The sequence below is a fragment of the Pseudomonas sp. NY8896 genome (assembly GCF_039634505.1).
Map to the genome: position 1 here is coordinate 6,824,731 of NZ_CP132350.1, position 17,256 is coordinate 6,841,986.

Sequence of the window (17,256 nt, forward strand, 5' to 3'; positions counted from 1 at the left end):
CGGGATCAGATCCCGTACTGCGCCCGGTACGCCTCTACAGCCGGCAGATGCTGCTTGAGCTGCGGATCGTCCGCCAGGAACTCCAGCACCTGGGTCAGCGAAACGATGCTGACCACCGGGATACCGAAGTCACGCTCCACTTCCTGGATCGCCGACAGTTCGCCATTGCCACGCTCTTCGCGGTTCAGCGCGATCAGCACGCCAGCGGCCTTGGCCTGCTGGGCGTTGATGATCTGCATGACCTCACGGATAGCGGTACCGGCAGTGATCACGTCGTCGATGATCAGCACGTCACCGGCCAGCGGCGCGCCGACCAGGCTGCCGCCTTCGCCATGGTCCTTGGCTTCCTTGCGGTTGAAGCACCAAGGCACGTCGAGCTGATGCTGGTCGGCAAGGGCCACGGCGGTGGTCGCCGCCAAAGGGATACCCTTGTAGGCCGGGCCGAACAGCACGTCGAACGGGATCTTGCTGTCGACGATGGCGGCGGCATAGCAACGCCCCAGCTCCGCCAATGCGGAACCGGTGTTGAACAGGCCGGCATTGAAGAAATACGGGCTGGTACGCCCCGATTTCAGGGTGAATTCACCGAAACGCAGTACCCCGCGATCGATGGCAAAACGGATAAAGTCGCGCTGATACGGCTGCATGGATAGTCCCGGATACCACGGATTTAGCTAAATGGGTTGAGCTCGGGTATCATACACGCACGAGATTTTTGGGGCCATTTATGCGGATCATCAGTGTGAACGTTAATGGCATTCAGGCTGCAGCCGAGCGTGGATTGCTCAGCTGGTTGCAAGCCCAGAATGCCGACGTCATCTGCCTTCAGGATACCCGCGCCTCGGCCTTTGAACTCGACGACCCAGCTTTCCAGCTCGATGGCTATTTCCTTTATGCCTGCGACGCGGAGGTGCCCGCCCAAGGTGGTGTGGCCCTTTATTCGCGCATGCAGCCCAAGGCAGTCATCACCGGCCTGGGCTTCGAGACAGCCGACCGCTACGGGCGTTACCTGCAAGCAGATTTCGACAAAGTCAGTATTGCCAGCCTGCTGTTGCCTTCGGGCATGAACGGCGACGAAGACTTGAACCAGAAGTTCAAGTTGATGGACGACTTCGCCAAGTACCTGGACAAGCAGCGTCGCAAGCGTCGCGAATACATCTACTGCGGCTCGTTCTACGTGGCGCAGCAGAAGCTCGACATCAAGAACTGGCGTGACAGCCAGCAGTCGCCGGGTTTCCTGGCGCCGGAACGCGCCTGGATGGATGCGATCACTGGCGAGATGGGCTACGTCGATGCCCTGCGCGAAGTCAGCCGTGAAGGCGACCAGTACAGCTGGTGGCCAGACAACGAGCAGGCCGAGATGCTCAACCTGGGCTACCGGTTCGACTACCAGATCCTCACGCCGGGCCTGCGCCGCTTCGTGCGCAATGCTCGCCTGCCGCGTCAGCCGCGCTTCTCCCAGCATGCGCCGCTGATCGTGGACTATGACTGGACGTTGACCATCTGAGTGCTGTTCAGATACGAAAAAGCCGACATTGATGTCGGCTTTTTCGAATCTACAGGAACAGTCAGTCAGCCAGTGCGGCCTGCTGCAGTTCGAAGATCTCGTTCATGCCCTTCTGCGCCAGGGCGAGCATGGCGTTGAAGTCTTCCGGCTGGAACGGTGCGCCTTCGGCAGTACCCTGCACTTCGATGAAGCCGCCGGCACTGGTCATGACCACGTTCAGGTCGGTTTCGGCAGCGGAGTCTTCCGGGTAGTCCAGGTCGAGTACGGCTTCGCCCTGGTACATGCCCACCGACACGGCAGCGATCATGTGCTTGAGCGGGTTGCCGGCCTTGAGGCCACCGCGCTTCTTGATCACCGCCAGGGCATCGCACAGGGCGACCATGGCGCCAGTGATGGACGCGGTACGGGTACCGCCATCGGCCTGGATCACGTCGCAGTCAACGTACAGGGTGATGTCACCGAGCTTGCTCATGTCGAGCGCCGCACGCAGCGAACGGCCGATCAGGCGCTGGATTTCCAGGGTGCGGCCACCCTGCTTGCCACGGCTGGCTTCGCGCTGGTTACGTTCGCCGGTGGAGCGCGGCAGCATGCCATATTCGGCGGTCAGCCAGCCTTGGCCCTGGCCTTTGAGGAAGCGCGGTACACCGTTTTCCACGCTGACCGTGCAAATGACCTTGGTGTCACCGAACTCAACCAGTACCGACCCTTCGGCGTGCTTGGTGTAGTTGCGGGTGATGCGGATCGAGCGAAGCTGATCGGCGGCGCGACCACTTGGACGTTTCATCTGGGATACCTGTACTGGGACTTTGAATCTGCCGAGCATTATAGAGCCCGCAGCCTGGGGAAGACATGCCTATTGTCGCGCCCGGCACAGCCCGTCGCCTTTTCCTACTTGCGCGGCCACCCGTCGGTAACATAGGTGGATTGGGCGCCACGGCCCCACTGCGCTACAATCCTGCGCCTTGCAGCCAAGAGGCTGCCATCGTTCATTCATCTACGCGAGGTACTCCCCATGGTGCACAGCATGACCGCTTTTGCTCGTGTCGAGCGCGCCGGCAGCCAAGGCACCCTGGTCTGGGAGCTGCGCTCGGTCAACCACCGCTACCTGGAGCCGCACCTGCGTCTGCCCGAGGCCCTGCGCGACCTCGAAGGCGGTGTACGTGAAGGCCTGCGCCAGGGCCTTTCGCGAGGCAAGGTGGAGTGCACCTTGCGCCTCAACGAAGACAGCAACGGCAAACCGCTGAAGGTGGACCACGCGCGCGCCGCGCAACTGGTTGCCGCGGCCGAGGAAGTCGCCAGCCTGATCAAGCAGCCGGCGCCCTTGAACCCCCTGGAAGTGCTGTCGTGGCCGGGCGTGCTGGTGGCTGACACCAGCGACCCGCAGGCCCTGAACGCTGAAGCCATGGCGCTGTTCGACGAAGCACTGGCCGAGCTCAAGGCCGGGCGCCAGCGCGAAGGCCAGGAACTGGCCCGGCTGATCAACGAGCGCCTGGACAACATGGCCAGCGAAGTCACCACCCTGCGCGCCTTGGTCCCGCAGATGCTGGCAGCACAGCGGCAAAAGATTCTCGACCGCTTCGGCGATATGCAGGCTGAGCTGGACCCGCAGCGCCTGGAGCAGGAGATGGTGCTGCTGGCCCAGAAGAGCGACGTGGCCGAAGAACTCGACCGCCTCAGCACTCACGTTACCGAAGTGCGCCGGGTACTCAAGGGTGGCGGCGCCGCCGGCCGACGCCTGGATTTCCTGATGCAGGAACTCAACCGCGAAGCCAACACCCTCGGCTCCAAGGCCTTCGACCCACGCAGCACGCAAGCGGCGGTCAACCTGAAGGTATTGATCGAACAGATGCGTGAACAAGTACAGAACATCGAGTAAGGCCACCCCGACCATGAACCACAGCAGCGGCACCCTCTACATCGTTTCGGCCCCTTCGGGCGCCGGCAAGACCAGCCTGGTAACGGCCCTGACCAAGGACGACCAGCAAATCCGCGTCTCGGTCTCGCACACCACCCGTGCCATGCGCCCGGGCGAGGAACACGGGGTGAACTACCACTTCGTGGTCCACGAAGAATTCAAGGCGCTGATCCAGCAAGGCGACTTCCTGGAGCATGCCGAAGTGTTCGGCAACTTCTACGGCACCTCGCGCAGTGCGCTGCAGCAGACCCTGGACCAGGGCTATGACCTGATCCTGGAAATCGACTGGCAAGGCGCCCAGCAGGTGCGCAAGCTGATGCCACAGGCATTGTCGGTGTTCATTTTGCCGCCAAGCCAGGAAGCGCTTCGTCAGCGCCTGGACGGCCGCGGGCAGGACAGCGAAGAAATCATCGCCGGGCGTATGAAGGAAGCGGTCAGCGAGATGGTGCACTACGACGAGTATGACTACGTGATCATCAATGATGATTTCGACGTGGCGCTGGAAGACTTGAAAGCGGTGTTCCGCTCCAATCGCCTGCTGTTGAAGAAACAGCAACAACGTCATGCGGCGCTGCTGAAGCAAATGATCGGCTGAAGATTGATGGGGCCTCTTCGAGGCCCTTTCGCGACACAAGGCCGCTCCCACAGGAGATTGAGTTCCTTGTGAGAGCGGCCTTGTGTCGCGCCAGGGGCGCAAAGCGCCCCCCGCTTTATTCCTGCAGCGGCAGGGTAGCCTGCTGACGCAGGGTAGCCCCCAGGAAGTATGCCGGCGCGCGCATGCGCGACAGCATCATCAGCCCGATGCCCAGCACCGAGATGATCGCGGCAATCACGAACACCAGCCCCAGCCCGCCCACATGCGAGCCACTGCCGAAGTCCGGCGAGGCGCTGTCGATGGCGGTACGCGCGAAGATCACCGACAAGATCACCCCACCCACCAGCGGGCACAGGCCGCGCATGATGAAGTGGCGCAGGCTGTCGAACAGGCTGTCGCGGAAATACCAGACGCAGGCGAACGCGGTCAGCGAATAGTAGAAGCAGATCATCATGCCCAGCGCGGTGATGGTATCCGCCAGCACGTTCTCGCTGAGGGTACGCATGGTCACGTAGAACAGCCCTGCCGCCAGGCCAGCGCAGATGGTGGCGTAGCGCGGGGTTTGCGAACGCGGGCAGACGCTGGCGAACTTCGGCGGTACCGCACCGTAGTAACCCATGGCCAACAGGGTGCGCGCCGGTGCCACGAAAGTGGACTGCAGCGACGCCGCGGTGCTGGCCAGCACTGCGATGGACATCAGGATCGCCAGCGGCCCCATGACCGGGCCGGCCAGGTGAGCGAACACGTTCTCCTGGATACGCGGGTTGTTCAGGCCCAGGCCCGTTTCGCTGATACCCGCGAACTGCAGGGTGGCGATGGCGGTGAACAGATACAGGCCAAGAATCAGCATCACGGTCCAAGTGGCGGCCTTGCCCGGCACCTCTTCGCTGCCCACCGATTCTTCACTGACGGTCAGGCAGGTGTCCCAGCCCCAGAAGATGAAGATCGACAACGACAGCCCGGCGGCAAAGGCCGAGAACGACTCGACGCCGAACGGGTTGAACCAGGCGAAGTCGAACTCCAGCGGTGGCGGCGCCGTGGTACCGCCGAAGGCGGCAACGGCAAAGCCGATCAACACCACCAACTGCAAGGCCACCAGGCCGTATTGCACGGTCATGGTGGTGGCTATACCGCGGCAGCAGATCCACACCGCCAGGGCGATGAACACGCAACAGGTGGTGATGTTGATCAGCAGGTTGTCAGCCAATGCCGCCAGCTCATGCTTGCCGGTGATCTGGCCCAGGAACAGGTAGAAGAAGTCGACTGCCACCCCCGCCAGGTTCGACAGCACGATAGTCGTGGCAACCACCAGTCCCCAGCCGCCGATCCAGCCGATCATCGGGCCGAATGCACGCGCCGACCAGGTAAACGAAGTGCCGCTGTCCGGCTCTGCCGAGTTCAGTTCGCGGTAGCCCAGGGCCACTAGCAACATCGGCAGGAAGCCGACGATGAACACGGCAGGCAGGTGGGCACCGACCTCACGCACGGTCGGGCCAAGGGCGCCGGTCAGGGTGTAGACCGGGGCGATGGTGGAAATGCCCAGCACCACGCTGGCCAACAAGCCCAAACGGCCTTTGGCCAGGCCTTTGCTGCGTTGAGTGTTGCCCGCGTCGGCCGCCACGTCGGGTGGGCGGCCGGCTTCTGTATAATTGCTCATGAGTATTTGCCGTAAATTTTGGAATTGTTTTCACAGGCCTTGCGTACAAGGCCCGCTTTCACTCATTGAAAGCTTGCTGCCGGGGACAAGTCATCCGAGACCTTCGGCTGACGTCAGAATCATTCCTGCCGTGCACCCTCCCGTGCTGCATAGGCAATGCAGGCCTCGCGAAACGCCTGAAACAGGCGCAGCGAGACCGGGTTTTCGTTGAAGCGCCACTCCGGGTGCCACTGCACGCCAAGCACAAAGCCCGGCGCGTCGGGCATGGACACTGCTTCGATCAGGCCATCCGGGGCCCGTGCCTCGACACGCAGGCCTGGGGCCAGGCGGTCGATGCCCTGACTGTGCAGCGAGTTGACCTCGAACTGCGCCGCCAGGCCCAAGCGCTCGAACAACCCGCCAGGCTCGATGCCGACCGGGTGACGAGGGCCGTACTGCACCTCCAGGGGGGCATCCTCAGGTTCGCGGTGATCCAGGTATCCAGGCAGTTCCTGCACGCGCTGGTGCAGGCTGCCGCCAAGGGCCACGTTCAGTTCCTGGTAGCCACGGCAAATGCAGAACACCGGCACACCGGCGGCAATGGCCGCCTGCAGCAGCGGCAGGGTCAGGCGATCACGCGCCAGGTCATGCCGGGTACCTGCCACACTGGGGGCGCCATTGTAATGATGCGGTTCGATATTTGAAGGCGAGCCGGTAAAAACAATGCCGTGCAGGCGAGCCAGCAGCGCATGCGTGTCGCTGCCGCCATCACGGGCCGGCAAGATCAGCGGTAAGCCGGCAAAGCCGGCCGCCTCGACATACTTGTCGCCCACCGTGTGCGACGAGTTCTTCCCCACCTGCTGACGGCAGGCGCTGACACCGATCAAGGGGACCGCAGTTGCGCTCATGGGCTTACACCGTGTGCAGGTACCAGTTGTACTCGAGGTCGGAAATCGACACTTCGAACTCGGCCAGTTCGCTTTCCTTGCAGGCCACGAAGATATCGATGTAGTCCGGGCTGATGTATTGGTTGAGAACTTCGCTGTCATCCAGCGCGCGCAGAGCGTCGCGCAGGTTGTTCGGCAGGCTTTGCTCCAGCTGTTCGTAGGAGTTGCCTTCGATCGGCGCCTGGGGCTCGACCTTGTTGGTCAGGCCGTGGTGAACACCGGCAAGGATCGCGGCGAGCATCAGGTACGGGTTGGCGTCGGCGCCAGCCACACGGTGCTCCAGGCGCACGTTGTCGCTGCTGTCGGTGGGCACGCGTACTGCCACGGTGCGGTTGTCCAGGCCCCAGCTAGGCGCATTGGGCACGTAGAACTGCGCACCGAAGCGGCGGTAGGAGTTGATGTTCGGGCACAGGAAGGCCATCGACGCCGGCATGGTTTCCAGCACGCCGCCAATGGCGTGGCGCAGCGTGTCGCTTTGCAGCGGGTCGTCACTGGCGAAGATGTTCTTGCCGGTTTTCTTGTCCAGCAGCGAAATGTGCACGTGCAGACCATTGCCTGCCTGACCTGGGTAGGGCTTGGCCATGAAGGTGGTGTCCATTTCATGGTCGTAGGCCACGTTCTTGATCAGGCGCTTGAGCAGAATCGCGTAGTCGCACGCTTTCAGCGGATCAGCCACATGGTGCAGGTTGACCTCGAACTGCGCCGGGGCGCTTTCCTTGACGATGGCGTCGGCGGGCAGGCCTTGTTCCTTGGCTGCTTCGAGCATGTCCTGCAGGCAGTCGGCGTATTCGTCGAGGTCGTCGATCAGGTACACCTGGGTTGACTGCGGGCGCTTGCCGGAAATCGGTGAGCGCGGCGGCTGTGGGCGACCGTTGAGGTTGTCCTGGTCAATCAGGTAGAACTCCAGCTCGAACGCCGCGCAGATATCCAGGCCCAGGTCGTCGAACTTGCTCACCACCTGGCGCAGCACTTCACGCGGGTCGGCGAAGAACGGCTGGCCATCCAGTTCGTGCATGGTCATCAGCAGCTGCGCGGTGGGGCGCTTCTGCCAGGGTTCGTCCGACAGCGTGCCGGGGATCGGGAAGCAGATGCGGTCGGCATCGCCGATGTCCAGGCCAAGGCCGGTGCTCTCGACCGTGGAGCCGTTGATGTCCAGGGCGAACAGCGAAGCCGGCAGGTTGATGCCCTTCTCGTACACCTTGTGCAGGCTGGCCCGCTCGATGCGCTTGCCACGTACCACGCCATTCATGTCGGAGATCAGCAGGTCTACATACTGCGTGTCCGGATGGGCCTGGAGGAAGTCATTCATCTCGCTGGAAGAACTGGCGCACGGGGTTACCGACGTCATGGTGTACATCCTTTGATGTGCTGCGGCGATGTGGGGATACGGCTGGCGCCTCACGGGCGACGATGGTTGCAGCTGTTGTTCTTTTCACTTTCCCATCGTGGGGATTGGTTACCCGACCGGGCGCATTGATTCCGGGGGGCCGTTTCACTATAAAATGGCTCCGACGCAACAGACATTGGCAATTCGGCAAGCAGAGCGTGCACCAATGCAATATCAGATTACCCACGCCGACCTCTCTCTGGTCCTGGCACTGGAACGTGGCCGCTCGCTGGCCAAAGCCGCCGAGCTACTCAAAGTCGACGTTTCGACGGTGTTCCGCTCGATCCGCCGGCTGGAGTCGGCGCTGGGCACAGCCTTGTTCGTCAAGAGCCGCAAGGGCTACTTGCCGACCGACACCGCCCAGGCCCTGGCCGAGCAGGCCGAGCGCGCCGAGCAGGCGCTGGAGGCGGCGCGCATTGCCATGACCAGTGGCGAGCAAGTGGTCAGCGGCACGGTGCGCGTGACCTGTACCGAGGCGGTGATGCACAGCCTGCTGCTGCCGGCACTGGCCGAGTTCATGCCCAACTACCCGGCCTTGTCGCTGGAGATGGGCACCTCCAACACCTTCGCCAACCTCAGCCGGCGCGACGCCGACATCGCCTTGCGCCTGACCAACACGCCACCAGAGCACCTGGTGGGCCGCAACCTGGGCTCTACTTCTTATGTCGTCTGCGGCCAGCCGCAGTGGCGCGAACGCCTGACCGAGTCGCCCGGCAGCGTGCCGTGGATCGCCCCTGACGACTCGATGCAGGACCACCCCACGGTGGTCTGGCGCAACCAGCAGCACCCAGGGCTGAGCCCACGCTACCAGTGCAGCAGCATGTCGACCATCGCCCAGTTGGTCACCGCAGGCCTGGGCGTGGCGGCATTGCCGGACTACATGGTGCACGCGCTGCCTGGGGTGGATGCACTGAGCGGCCCGCTGCCCGGCTGCGACACCCAGCTGTGGCTGCTGACCCGGCCGGATTGCCGTGCATTGCGCTCGGTTCAGACCCTGTTCGAGGAACTGACCCCGCGGTTGCGTGACGCGATGCTCTGAGGTTATCGTCAGGCTCAAGTATCGCGGCTGTCTGTTCCGGCTCTTTCGCGGGCCAACCCACTTCCACGGGGCAGGCGATGCCTGAGCGAGCGGGTTGGCCACAAAGAAGCAAACACAGGGCTTCTAGGTGACCGCCCGGCAAAACAGCGCTTCCCTATTGGCTGGTGAATTTTTATACTATCGAGTCCGCCTGCCCATTATTGGGCTGCACGCCCACCGCAATTGCTACTGAGGAAGACCATGGCCCGCGTAACTGTTGAAGACTGCCTGGAACACGTGGATAACCGCTTCGAGCTGGTCATGCTCTCGACCAAGCGCGCTCGCCAGCTGGCGACCGGCGGCAAAGAGCCACGCGTTGCGTGGGAAAACGACAAGCCGACCGTTGTTGCCCTGCGCGAAATCGCCGAAGGCATCGTCACCAACGAATTCATCGCCGCTGAAGAGATCGTCACCGAGGATCCGGTGTTCGCCGCGTTCGAGGACGAGAACAACGAGGCTGTCTGATTGATGCCAGGTCGACGTCGCACGGCGCAAGGCCCTCTTCCTCGGCAGGAGGTGAACCCATGCCGGGTATAGAAGCCTTGGCCGAACGGCTGTCGACCTATCTTGGCCCCGAACAGGTCAACCTGGTCCGGCGCGCCTATTTCTATGCCGAACAGGCCCACGATGGGCAGCGCCGCCGCAGTGGCGAGCCCTACGTGACGCATCCGCTGGCCGTGGCCAGCATCCTCGCCGACATGCACATGGACCATCAGAGCCTGATGGCGGCCATGCTGCACGATGTGATCGAAGACACCGGCATCGCCAAGGAAGCCCTCAGCCAGCAGTTTGGCGAGACCGTGGCCGAGCTGGTCGATGGGGTCAGCAAGCTGACCCAGATGAACTTCGAGACCAAGGCCGAGGCGCAGGCCGAGAACTTCCAGAAGATGGCCATGGCCATGGCTCGCGATATCCGCGTGATCCTGGTCAAGCTGGCCGACCGCCTGCATAACATGCGCACCCTGGAAGTGCTGTCCGGCGAAAAGCGCCGGCGCATCGCCAAGGAAACCCTCGAAATCTACGCCCCCATCGCCAATCGCCTGGGGATGCACACCGTGCGCGTGGAGTTCGAAGACCTCGGTTTCAAGGCCATGCACCCGATGCGCTCGTCGCTGATTCACCGAGCGGTGAAAAGCGCACGCGGCAACCGTAAAGAGATCGTCGCCAAGATCGAGCACTCGCTGGCCAACTGCCTGGCCGCCGATGGTATCGAGGGCGAGGTCAGCGGCCGGCAGAAACACCTCTATGGCATCTACAAGAAGATGCGCGGCAAGCGCCGTGCCTTCAACGAGATCATGGACGTGTATGCCTTCCGCATCATCGTCGACAAGGTCGATACCTGCTACCGCGTGCTTGGCGCCGTGCACAACCTGTACAAGCCGCTGCCCGGTCGCTTCAAGGATTACATCGCGATCCCCAAGGCCAACGGCTACCAGTCGTTGCACACCACGCTGTTCGGCATGCACGGCGTGCCCATCGAAATCCAGATCCGCACCCGCGAGATGGAAGAGATGGCCAACAACGGCATCGCCGCGCACTGGCTATACAAGTCCAACGACGACGAACAGCCCAAGGGCAGCCACGCCCGCGCGCGTCAGTGGGTCAAAGGCATCCTCGAGCTGCAGCAACGTGCCGGCAACTCGCTGGAATTCATCGAGAGCGTGAAGATCGACCTGTTCCCGGACGAGGTCTACGTGTTCACGCCCAAGGGCCGCATCATGGAGCTGCCCAAAGGCTCCACGGCCGTCGACTTCGCCTACGCGGTGCACACCGACGTCGGCAACAGCTGCATCGCCTGCCGCATCAACCGTCGCCTGGCGCCGCTGTCCGAACCGCTGCAAAGCGGCTCGACAGTGGAAATCGTCAGTGCCCCGGGCGCCCGACCGAACCCGGCCTGGCTCAACTTCGTGGTCACCGGCAAGGCGCGCACGCACATCCGCCACGCGCTCAAGCAGCAGCGCCGCTCCGAGTCCATCAGCCTGGGCGAGCGCCTGCTGAACAAGGTCCTCACCGGCTTCGACAGCAGCCTGGAAAAAATCCCCCCGGAGCGCATTCAAGCGATTCTGGCCGAGTACCGCCTGGAGCTGATCGAAGACCTGCTCGAGGACATCGGCCTGGGCAACCGCATGGCCTACGTGGTCGCCCGTCGCCTGCTGTCGGCCGAAGGCGAACAGCTGCCGGCGCCGGAAGGCCCGCTGGCGATCCGCGGTACCGAAGGCCTGGTGCTGAGCTACGCCAAGTGCTGTACACCGATCCCAGGTGACCCGATCGTCGGCCACCTGTCGGCAGGCAAGGGCATGGTCGTGCACCTGGAAAACTGCCGCAACATCAGTGAAATCCGCCATAACCCGGAAAAGTGCGTACAGCTCTCCTGGGCCAAGGACATCACCGGCGAGTTCAATGTCGAACTGCGTGTCGAACTGGAACACCAGCGCGGCCTGATCGCCCTGCTGGCCAGCAGCGTCAACGCCGCCGACGGCAACATCGAGAAAATCAGCATGGACGAACGCGACGGCCGTATCAGCGTGGTCCAACTGGTGGTCAGCGTGCACGACCGCGTGCACCTGGCGCGTGTGATCAAGAAGCTGCGTACCCTGACCGGTGTGGTCCGCATCACCCGCATGCGTACGTAGTCCGCCAACCGCAAGGAGTCATCATGAGCAAGACCGTCATCACCAGCGACAAGGCCCCAGCCGCCATCGGTACCTACTCGCAAGCGATCAAGGCCGGCAACACCGTGTACATGTCGGGCCAGATCCCGCTGGACCCGAAGACCATGGAACTGGTCGAAGGCTTCGAAGCCCAGACCGTGCAAGTGTTCGAGAACCTCAAGGCCGTGGCTGAAGCCGCTGGTGGTTCGTTCAAGGACATCGTCAAGCTGAACATCTTCCTCACCGACCTGAGCCACTTCGCCAAGGTCAACGAGGTGATGGGCCGCTACTTCGAACAGCCCTACCCAGCCCGCGCCGCCATCGGCGTAGCCGCGCTGCCGAAAGGCTCCCAGGTCGAAATGGACGCCATCCTGGTCATCGAATGATGCCCCTGGTGACGGGCGCCCTGCCCGTCACCCTCTCTCCTCTGCAAGGTCAACCCGTCATGCGTCAAGCACTGCCCCTCGCGCTGGCAGCCCTGCTACTGGGCGGCTGCGCCAGCCACAAACCCGAAGATTTCAACGGCACCTGGATCAACCAGGACGCCATCACTGCGGCGGTCAAAGGCGGCAGCCTGCGCCAAGCACTGAACGAGCACGGCCCGGTATTCGAGTGGAAACTCGACGTTGCCAGCCAGCAAGCCAGCTACAGCAATGGTTTCGAGGCCGCTGACGGCCAGTTGAGCGCCAATGACAAGCAATGGCAGGCCAGCTTCGAGGGCGGCCAGACCGAGCAGTTGTCGCTTGATGGTGACGCGTTGCTGGCTGTCGACCAGCGCGGCGCCAAGCAGACCTTCGTGCGTGCCAAGGCGCCAGCTGCAGCCAATGCGCCACTGGGCAGCAGCTTCGAAAAGGCGCTGTACCAGGCTTACCTGGGCGGCGACTGGAAGATCGTCGAAGGCCAGGGCAAAGGTGCCAATGTACGTTTCAGCGACACCGGTAGCGTCACCGGCCTGCCCGGTCCGGACCGCTTCGCCCTGTGCCTGGCGGGCGATTGCGCAACCATGGGCGGCAGCAATGACAGCCTGTGGCTGGAGCGCAACCAGCGTGGTGCACCGTTCATCATCAAGCGTGATGGCGACAAGCTGGAGATTTTCCAGGCGGTTAACCGTGCTCAGCCGGACGACATGCCGGAACTGGCAGCAGGCAAGCGTCAGTGGGTGCTGGAGCGCAGCTGAAATCGAGCGCGGTTCCTGTAGGCGCGGCCTTGTATCGCGATAGGGCTGCGAAGCAGCCCCCGCATTCTATGCGGCGACGCTGAAATCCTGGGGCCGCTGCGCGCCCCATCGCGACACAAGGCCGCTCCTACAGGGACCGCATCAGGCCTGAGACTGATTTTTTCCTTGAAGGATCGCGGCATAGCCTTCCTTGTAACTTGGGTACACCGGCGCCCAGCCCAACGCGCGCGCCCGGGCATTGCTGCAGCGCTTGCTGCCGGTGCGCCGTACCCGCTGCTCATCGGACCACTCGGTAACGCCCATGTACGCCCGCAGCCAGGCCACCACATCGGCCAGCGGCGCAGGGTCGTCGTCGACACCGATGTAGCATTCGTCCAGCGCCATGCCATCGGCATCAGCCTGCAGCAGAAACGCCAGCAGGCTGGCAGCATCCTCGGCATGAATGCGGTTGCCATACAGCGGCGGCTCCTCGGCCACACGGTAGCCCTGGCGAACCTGGCTCAACAGCCACTCGCGGCCTGGGCCATAGATACCGGTCAGGCGCACCACGCTCGCCGGGATGCCACTGGCCCGCGCCAGCTGTTCCGCCTCCAGCATCACCCGCCCGGAATAGCCCTCCGGTTCGGTGGCCGCGCCTTCCTCGATCCACTCGCCATCCTTCTGCGCATACACGCTGCTGCTGGAGACGAACAGCAGCCGACGCGGGCGCTGGCCACGCTCAACCAGCCAGGCCAACACATGACGCAAGCCATCAACATAGGCCGCCTGGTAACCCGCCTCGTCGTGCTGGCTGGCCGCCACGCAGTAAACCAGGTAGTCCAGTGGGCCTTGTGGCCAGGCTTGCGGGATCGAAGGCTCGGCCAGGTCCGCGGCGACTGGTTGAACGCCCGCTGGCAGCTGCTCGACCGAACGTCGCAGGCCACTCACCTGCCAACCTTTAGCCAGCATCTGCAGGGCAAGACGCCCACCCACATCACCACAACCCACCACCATCACGGAAAGGTCTGACATCTTTAAACTCCCTAGACCAATTGATCATCCCGGCCACGCTACACGATGGGCGGCTAGACCATAGGCGAAAAAAGCAACAAGATTACTTTTGTTAACAAGAATTACTTGCAATAATGGCGGCCAATTTGTTCTCGGCCTACCTCGAGGCCTTGGAGAACGCTCACTTTTTTCTTCATCAGGTCCGGCCAGCATGACACGTACTCAACCTTCCGCTTCGCCAACCCCGTCGCGCGCCTGGCGCGCCATCGCCGCGCTGACGCTCAGCCTGGTGCTGGCCCCGGTGGCCATGGCCGATGAGCCAACTGCCAATGCCGCCACGCCTGCCGCTGCTTCTGCTCCGGCCGCTCCGGCAGCACCTGCCGTGGAAGGCCAGGCACCTGCAGGCCAAGCGCAAGCTGCCGCCCCGGCAGATTCGCAGGTACTGGTCGACCCCGCCACCGATACACTGGTTGAAGACACCTCGCTGGGCATGGCGCACGACCTGTCCCCATGGGGCATGTACAAGAACGCCGACATCGTGGTGAAGATCGTCATGATCGGCCTGGCCATCGCCTCCATCATCACCTGGACCATCTGGATCGCCAAAGGCTTCGAGCTGATGGGCGCCAAACGTCGCCTGCGGGGTGAAATTGCCCAGCTGAAGAAATCCACCACCCTTAAAGAAGCCAGCGAAGTCTCCAACAAGGAAGGCACCCTGGCCCACACGCTGGTCCACGATGCCCTCGAAGAAATGCGTCTGTCGGCCAACGCCCGTGAAAAAGAGGGTATCAAGGAACGCGTCAGCTTCCGCCTGGAGCGCCTGGTGCATGCCAGCGGCCGCACCATGAGCAGCGGCACCGGCGTCCTGGCCACCATCGGCTCCACCGCGCCGTTCGTCGGTCTGTTCGGTACCGTATGGGGCATCATGAACAGCTTCATCGGCATCGCCAAGACCCAGACCACCAACCTGGCCGTGGTTGCCCCAGGTATCGCCGAAGCCCTGCTGGCCACCGCCCTGGGTCTGGTCGCGGCAATCCCGGCTGTGGTCATCTACAACGTCTTCGCCCGCTCCATTGCCGGCTACAAGGCCCAGGTGTCCGACGCCTCCGCACAGGTACTGCTGCTGGTCAGCCGTGACCTGGACCACCAGGGCAGCGAGCGCGCTGCCCCGCACATGGTGAAAGTGGGGTAAACCATGGGCCTGCATCTCAACGAAGGTGGCGACGACCTCGCCGAAAACCACGAAATCAACGTTACGCCGTTCATCGACGTAATGCTGGTGCTGCTGATCATCTTCATGGTCGCAGCCCCCTTGGCCACGGTCGACATCAAGGTCGACCTGCCGGCCTCGACCGCCAAACCGGCGCCGAGGCCCGAGAAGCCGGTGTTCGTCAGCGTCAAGGCCGACCAGAAGCTGTACGTCGGCGACGATCAGGTTGCTGCGCCCGAACAGCTTGGCCCGATGCTCGACGCCAAGACCAAGGGTGACAAGGAAACCACCATCTTCTTCCAGGCCGACAAAGGCGTGGATTACGGTGACCTGATGGAAGTGATGAACAACATGCGCGCGGCCGGCTACCTCAAGGTCGGTCTGGTAGGTCTCGAGACGGCAGCCAAGAAATGACGAAAACGCGCTCGAACATGGCGCGCTACGGTGGCAGCCTGGCGATCGTGCTGGGCGTGCACGTGGTCGCCGTGCTGCTGACGCTCAACTGGTCGGTGCCCCAGGCCATCGAACTGCCCCCGGCAGCGATGATGGTCGAACTGGCACCGCTACCGGAGCCTGCGCCACCACCACCACCGAAAGCGGCTCCACAGCCACCGGCACCGGTCGAAGAACTGCCATTGCCGAAGCTGGTGGAAGCGCCCAAGCCCAAGATCGCCGTCCACAAGCCGCCCAAGCCGAAGGCCAAGCCACAGCCGCCCAAGCCCGAGAAAAAGCCTGAGCCGCCGAAGGAAGCGCCGCCAACCGAGCAAACGGTAGACGCACCGCCCAGCAACACGCCACCGCAGAAGTCCGCGGCACCGGCACCGAGCATTGCGTCCAACAGCAACGCCCTGCCCACCTGGCAGAGCGACCTGCTGCGCCACCTGGCCAAATACAAGCGTTACCCGGAAGACGCGCGCCGTCGCGGCCTGCAAGGCATCAACCGCCTGCGCTTCGTGGTCGACGCCGAAGGCAAGGTGGTGTCGTACTCCATGGCCGGTGGTTCGGGCAGCGCCGCACTGGACCGGGCGACCCTGGAAATGATCCGTCGGGCCGGCACGGTACCCAAGCCGCCACCCGAGTTGCTGAACAATGGCACGATCGAAGTCGTGGCACCGTTCGTCTACTCACTGGACCGCCGCTGAGACTTTTGTTTCTGTCACAAATCGGCAAGTCTGATAACGTGCGTCTATCGATTGCAGCCGCTATGCTGGGCCCGCAACTTCATGGACGCACGTTATGACCCTCACAGAATTACGCTACATCGTCACACTCGCCCAGGAACAGCACTTCGGCCACGCCGCCGAGCGCTGCCACGTGAGCCAGCCGACCCTGTCGGTCGGTGTGAAGAAGCTCGAGGATGAGCTTGGCGTTCTGATCTTCGAGCGCAGCAAAAGCGCGGTACGCCTGACCCCGGTCGGTGAAAGCATCGTTGCCCAGGCGCAGAAGGTACTGGAGCAGGCCCAAGGCATTCGCGAACTGGCGCAGGCCGGCAAGAACCAGCTGACCGCCCCGCTCAAGGTCGGTGCCATCTACACCGTCGGCCCCTACCTGTTCCCGCATCTGATCCCGCAACTGCACCGCGTGGCGCCGCAGATGCCGCTGTACATCGAAGAAAACTTCACCCACGTACTGCGCGAAAAGCTGCGCAACGGCGAACTGGACGCGGTGATCATCGCCCTGCCGTTCAACGAAGCCGACGTGCTGACCTTGCCGCTGTACGACGAACCGTTCTGCGCCTTGATGCCTGCCGACCACCCGTGGACGGCGAAGAAGACCATCGACACCGCCATGCTCAACGACAAGAGCCTGTTGCTGCTCGGTGAAGGCCACTGCTTCCGTGACCAGGTACTGGAAGCCTGCCCAACCTTGAACAAGGGGGGAGAAGGCTCCAGGCACACCACGGTCGAGTCCAGTTCGCTGGAAACCATCCGCCACATGGTGGCCTCGGGCCTTGGCGTGTCGATCCTGCCGCTGTCGGCCGTGCACAGCCATCACTACGCCCCCGGCGTCATCGAAGTGCGCCCGCTGACGGCACCGGCACCTTTCCGTACCGTGGCCATCGCCTGGCGCGCCAGCTTCCCTCGGCCCAAGGCCATCGAGATCCTCGCTGACTCGATCCGCCTGTGCTCGGTCGCAAAAAACCCTGCGGAACAGCCGGCCTGA

18 protein-coding genes are annotated in these 17,256 nt (G+C 63.1%); 12 read left to right on the forward strand and 6 right to left on the reverse strand.

Annotation, left to right across the window (positions count from 1 at the left end; genetic code table 11):
• Window positions 1–5: 5 nt before the first annotated feature.
• Complete coding sequence (gene pyrE, locus Q9451_RS30895; protein WP_003253405.1) at window positions 6–647, reverse strand: orotate phosphoribosyltransferase; 642 nt, start codon at window positions 645–647, stop codon at window positions 6–8.
• Between the two features lie 80 nt (window positions 648–727).
• Here pyrE and Q9451_RS30900 point away from each other — a divergent pair, with 80 nt between their 5' ends.
• The gene (locus tag Q9451_RS30900) at window positions 728–1,507 is read left to right on the forward strand and encodes an exodeoxyribonuclease III (RefSeq protein WP_003253401.1); all 780 of its coding nucleotides are present in this window, start codon (window positions 728–730) and stop codon (window positions 1,505–1,507) included.
• A 61-nt stretch (window positions 1,508–1,568) separates the two neighbouring features.
• Here Q9451_RS30900 and rph read toward each other — a convergent pair whose 3' ends face one another.
• Complete coding sequence (gene rph, locus Q9451_RS30905) at window positions 1,569–2,291, reverse strand: ribonuclease PH (protein WP_012274825.1); 723 nt, start codon at window positions 2,289–2,291, stop codon at window positions 1,569–1,571.
• Between the two features lie 228 nt (window positions 2,292–2,519).
• On the opposite strand from rph, the gene Q9451_RS30910 reads away from it, so the two are divergent.
• Window positions 2,520–3,383 carry a YicC/YloC family endoribonuclease gene (locus Q9451_RS30910; protein WP_012274826.1) on the forward strand — a complete coding sequence of 288 codons (864 nt, stop codon included), beginning with the start codon at window positions 2,520–2,522 and terminating at the stop codon, window positions 3,381–3,383.
• A gap of 13 nt (window positions 3,384–3,396) precedes the next feature.
• The gene (gmk, locus tag Q9451_RS30915) at window positions 3,397–4,017 is read left to right on the forward strand and encodes a guanylate kinase (protein WP_012274827.1); all 621 of its coding nucleotides are present in this window, start codon (window positions 3,397–3,399) and stop codon (window positions 4,015–4,017) included.
• A 115-nt stretch (window positions 4,018–4,132) separates the two neighbouring features.
• Here gmk and Q9451_RS30920 read toward each other — a convergent pair whose 3' ends face one another.
• From Q9451_RS30920 to Q9451_RS30930, 3 genes are all read right to left on the reverse strand, one after another.
• Window positions 4,133–5,674, reverse strand: a complete 1,542-nt coding sequence (locus tag Q9451_RS30920) for an APC family permease (protein WP_012274828.1) — start codon at window positions 5,672–5,674, stop codon at window positions 4,133–4,135.
• Window positions 5,675–5,793: 119 nt separating this feature from the next.
• Window positions 5,794–6,561 carry a gamma-glutamyl-gamma-aminobutyrate hydrolase family protein gene (locus tag Q9451_RS30925; protein WP_012274829.1) on the reverse strand — a complete coding sequence of 256 codons (768 nt, stop codon included), beginning with the start codon at window positions 6,559–6,561 and terminating at the stop codon, window positions 5,794–5,796.
• Window positions 6,562–6,565: 4 nt separating this feature from the next.
• Window positions 6,566–7,948 (reverse strand): glutamine synthetase family protein, encoded by a 1,383-nt coding sequence (locus Q9451_RS30930; RefSeq protein ID WP_012274830.1) that lies wholly within the window; start codon window positions 7,946–7,948, stop codon window positions 6,566–6,568.
• Window positions 7,949–8,153: 205 nt separating this feature from the next.
• Between Q9451_RS30930 and Q9451_RS30935 the strand changes: the two genes are divergently transcribed.
• The 5 genes from Q9451_RS30935 (at window position 8,154) to Q9451_RS30955 (ending at window position 12,893) form a co-directional block, all read left to right on the forward strand.
• Window positions 8,154–9,026 carry a LysR family transcriptional regulator gene (locus tag Q9451_RS30935; RefSeq protein WP_012274831.1) on the forward strand — a complete coding sequence of 291 codons (873 nt, stop codon included), beginning with the start codon at window positions 8,154–8,156 and terminating at the stop codon, window positions 9,024–9,026.
• 240 nt (window positions 9,027–9,266) lie between these two features.
• Window positions 9,267–9,530 (forward strand): DNA-directed RNA polymerase subunit omega, encoded by a 264-nt coding sequence (rpoZ, locus tag Q9451_RS30940; RefSeq protein ID WP_003253383.1) that lies wholly within the window; start codon window positions 9,267–9,269, stop codon window positions 9,528–9,530.
• Between the two features lie 59 nt (window positions 9,531–9,589).
• On the forward strand, window positions 9,590–11,698 hold the full coding sequence (spoT, locus tag Q9451_RS30945) for a bifunctional GTP diphosphokinase/guanosine-3',5'-bis pyrophosphate 3'-pyrophosphohydrolase (RefSeq protein ID WP_012274832.1): 2,109 nt from the start codon (window positions 9,590–9,592) through the stop codon (window positions 11,696–11,698).
• Window positions 11,699–11,721: 23 nt separating this feature from the next.
• The gene (locus Q9451_RS30950) at window positions 11,722–12,102 is read left to right on the forward strand and encodes a RidA family protein (RefSeq protein ID WP_012274833.1); all 381 of its coding nucleotides are present in this window, start codon (window positions 11,722–11,724) and stop codon (window positions 12,100–12,102) included.
• Between the two features lie 59 nt (window positions 12,103–12,161).
• Window positions 12,162–12,893 carry a hypothetical protein gene (locus Q9451_RS30955; protein ID WP_041166619.1) on the forward strand — a complete coding sequence of 244 codons (732 nt, stop codon included), beginning with the start codon at window positions 12,162–12,164 and terminating at the stop codon, window positions 12,891–12,893.
• A gap of 141 nt (window positions 12,894–13,034) precedes the next feature.
• Here Q9451_RS30955 and Q9451_RS30960 read toward each other — a convergent pair whose 3' ends face one another.
• A complete protein-coding gene (locus Q9451_RS30960) occupies window positions 13,035–13,904 on the reverse strand; it encodes an SDR family oxidoreductase (RefSeq protein ID WP_012274835.1) in 870 nt (289 codons plus the stop codon).
• Window positions 13,905–14,094: 190 nt separating this feature from the next.
• Here Q9451_RS30960 and exbB point away from each other — a divergent pair, with 190 nt between their 5' ends.
• The 4 genes from exbB (at window position 14,095) to Q9451_RS30980 (ending at window position 17,256) form a co-directional block, all read left to right on the forward strand.
• A complete protein-coding gene (gene exbB, locus Q9451_RS30965; RefSeq protein ID WP_012274836.1) occupies window positions 14,095–15,075 on the forward strand; it encodes a tonB-system energizer ExbB in 981 nt (326 codons plus the stop codon).
• 3 nt (window positions 15,076–15,078) lie between these two features.
• Window positions 15,079–15,507, forward strand: a complete 429-nt coding sequence (exbD, locus tag Q9451_RS30970) for a TonB system transport protein ExbD (protein ID WP_012274837.1) — start codon at window positions 15,079–15,081, stop codon at window positions 15,505–15,507.
• Window positions 15,504–16,235, forward strand: a complete 732-nt coding sequence (locus tag Q9451_RS30975) for an energy transducer TonB (protein ID WP_012274838.1) — start codon at window positions 15,504–15,506, stop codon at window positions 16,233–16,235. The genes exbD and Q9451_RS30975 overlap by 4 nt, the downstream gene beginning before the upstream one ends.
• A 94-nt stretch (window positions 16,236–16,329) precedes the next feature.
• Window positions 16,330–17,256: a hydrogen peroxide-inducible genes activator gene (locus tag Q9451_RS30980; RefSeq protein ID WP_012274839.1), complete on the forward strand. Its 927-nt coding sequence runs from the start codon at window positions 16,330–16,332 to the stop codon at window positions 17,254–17,256.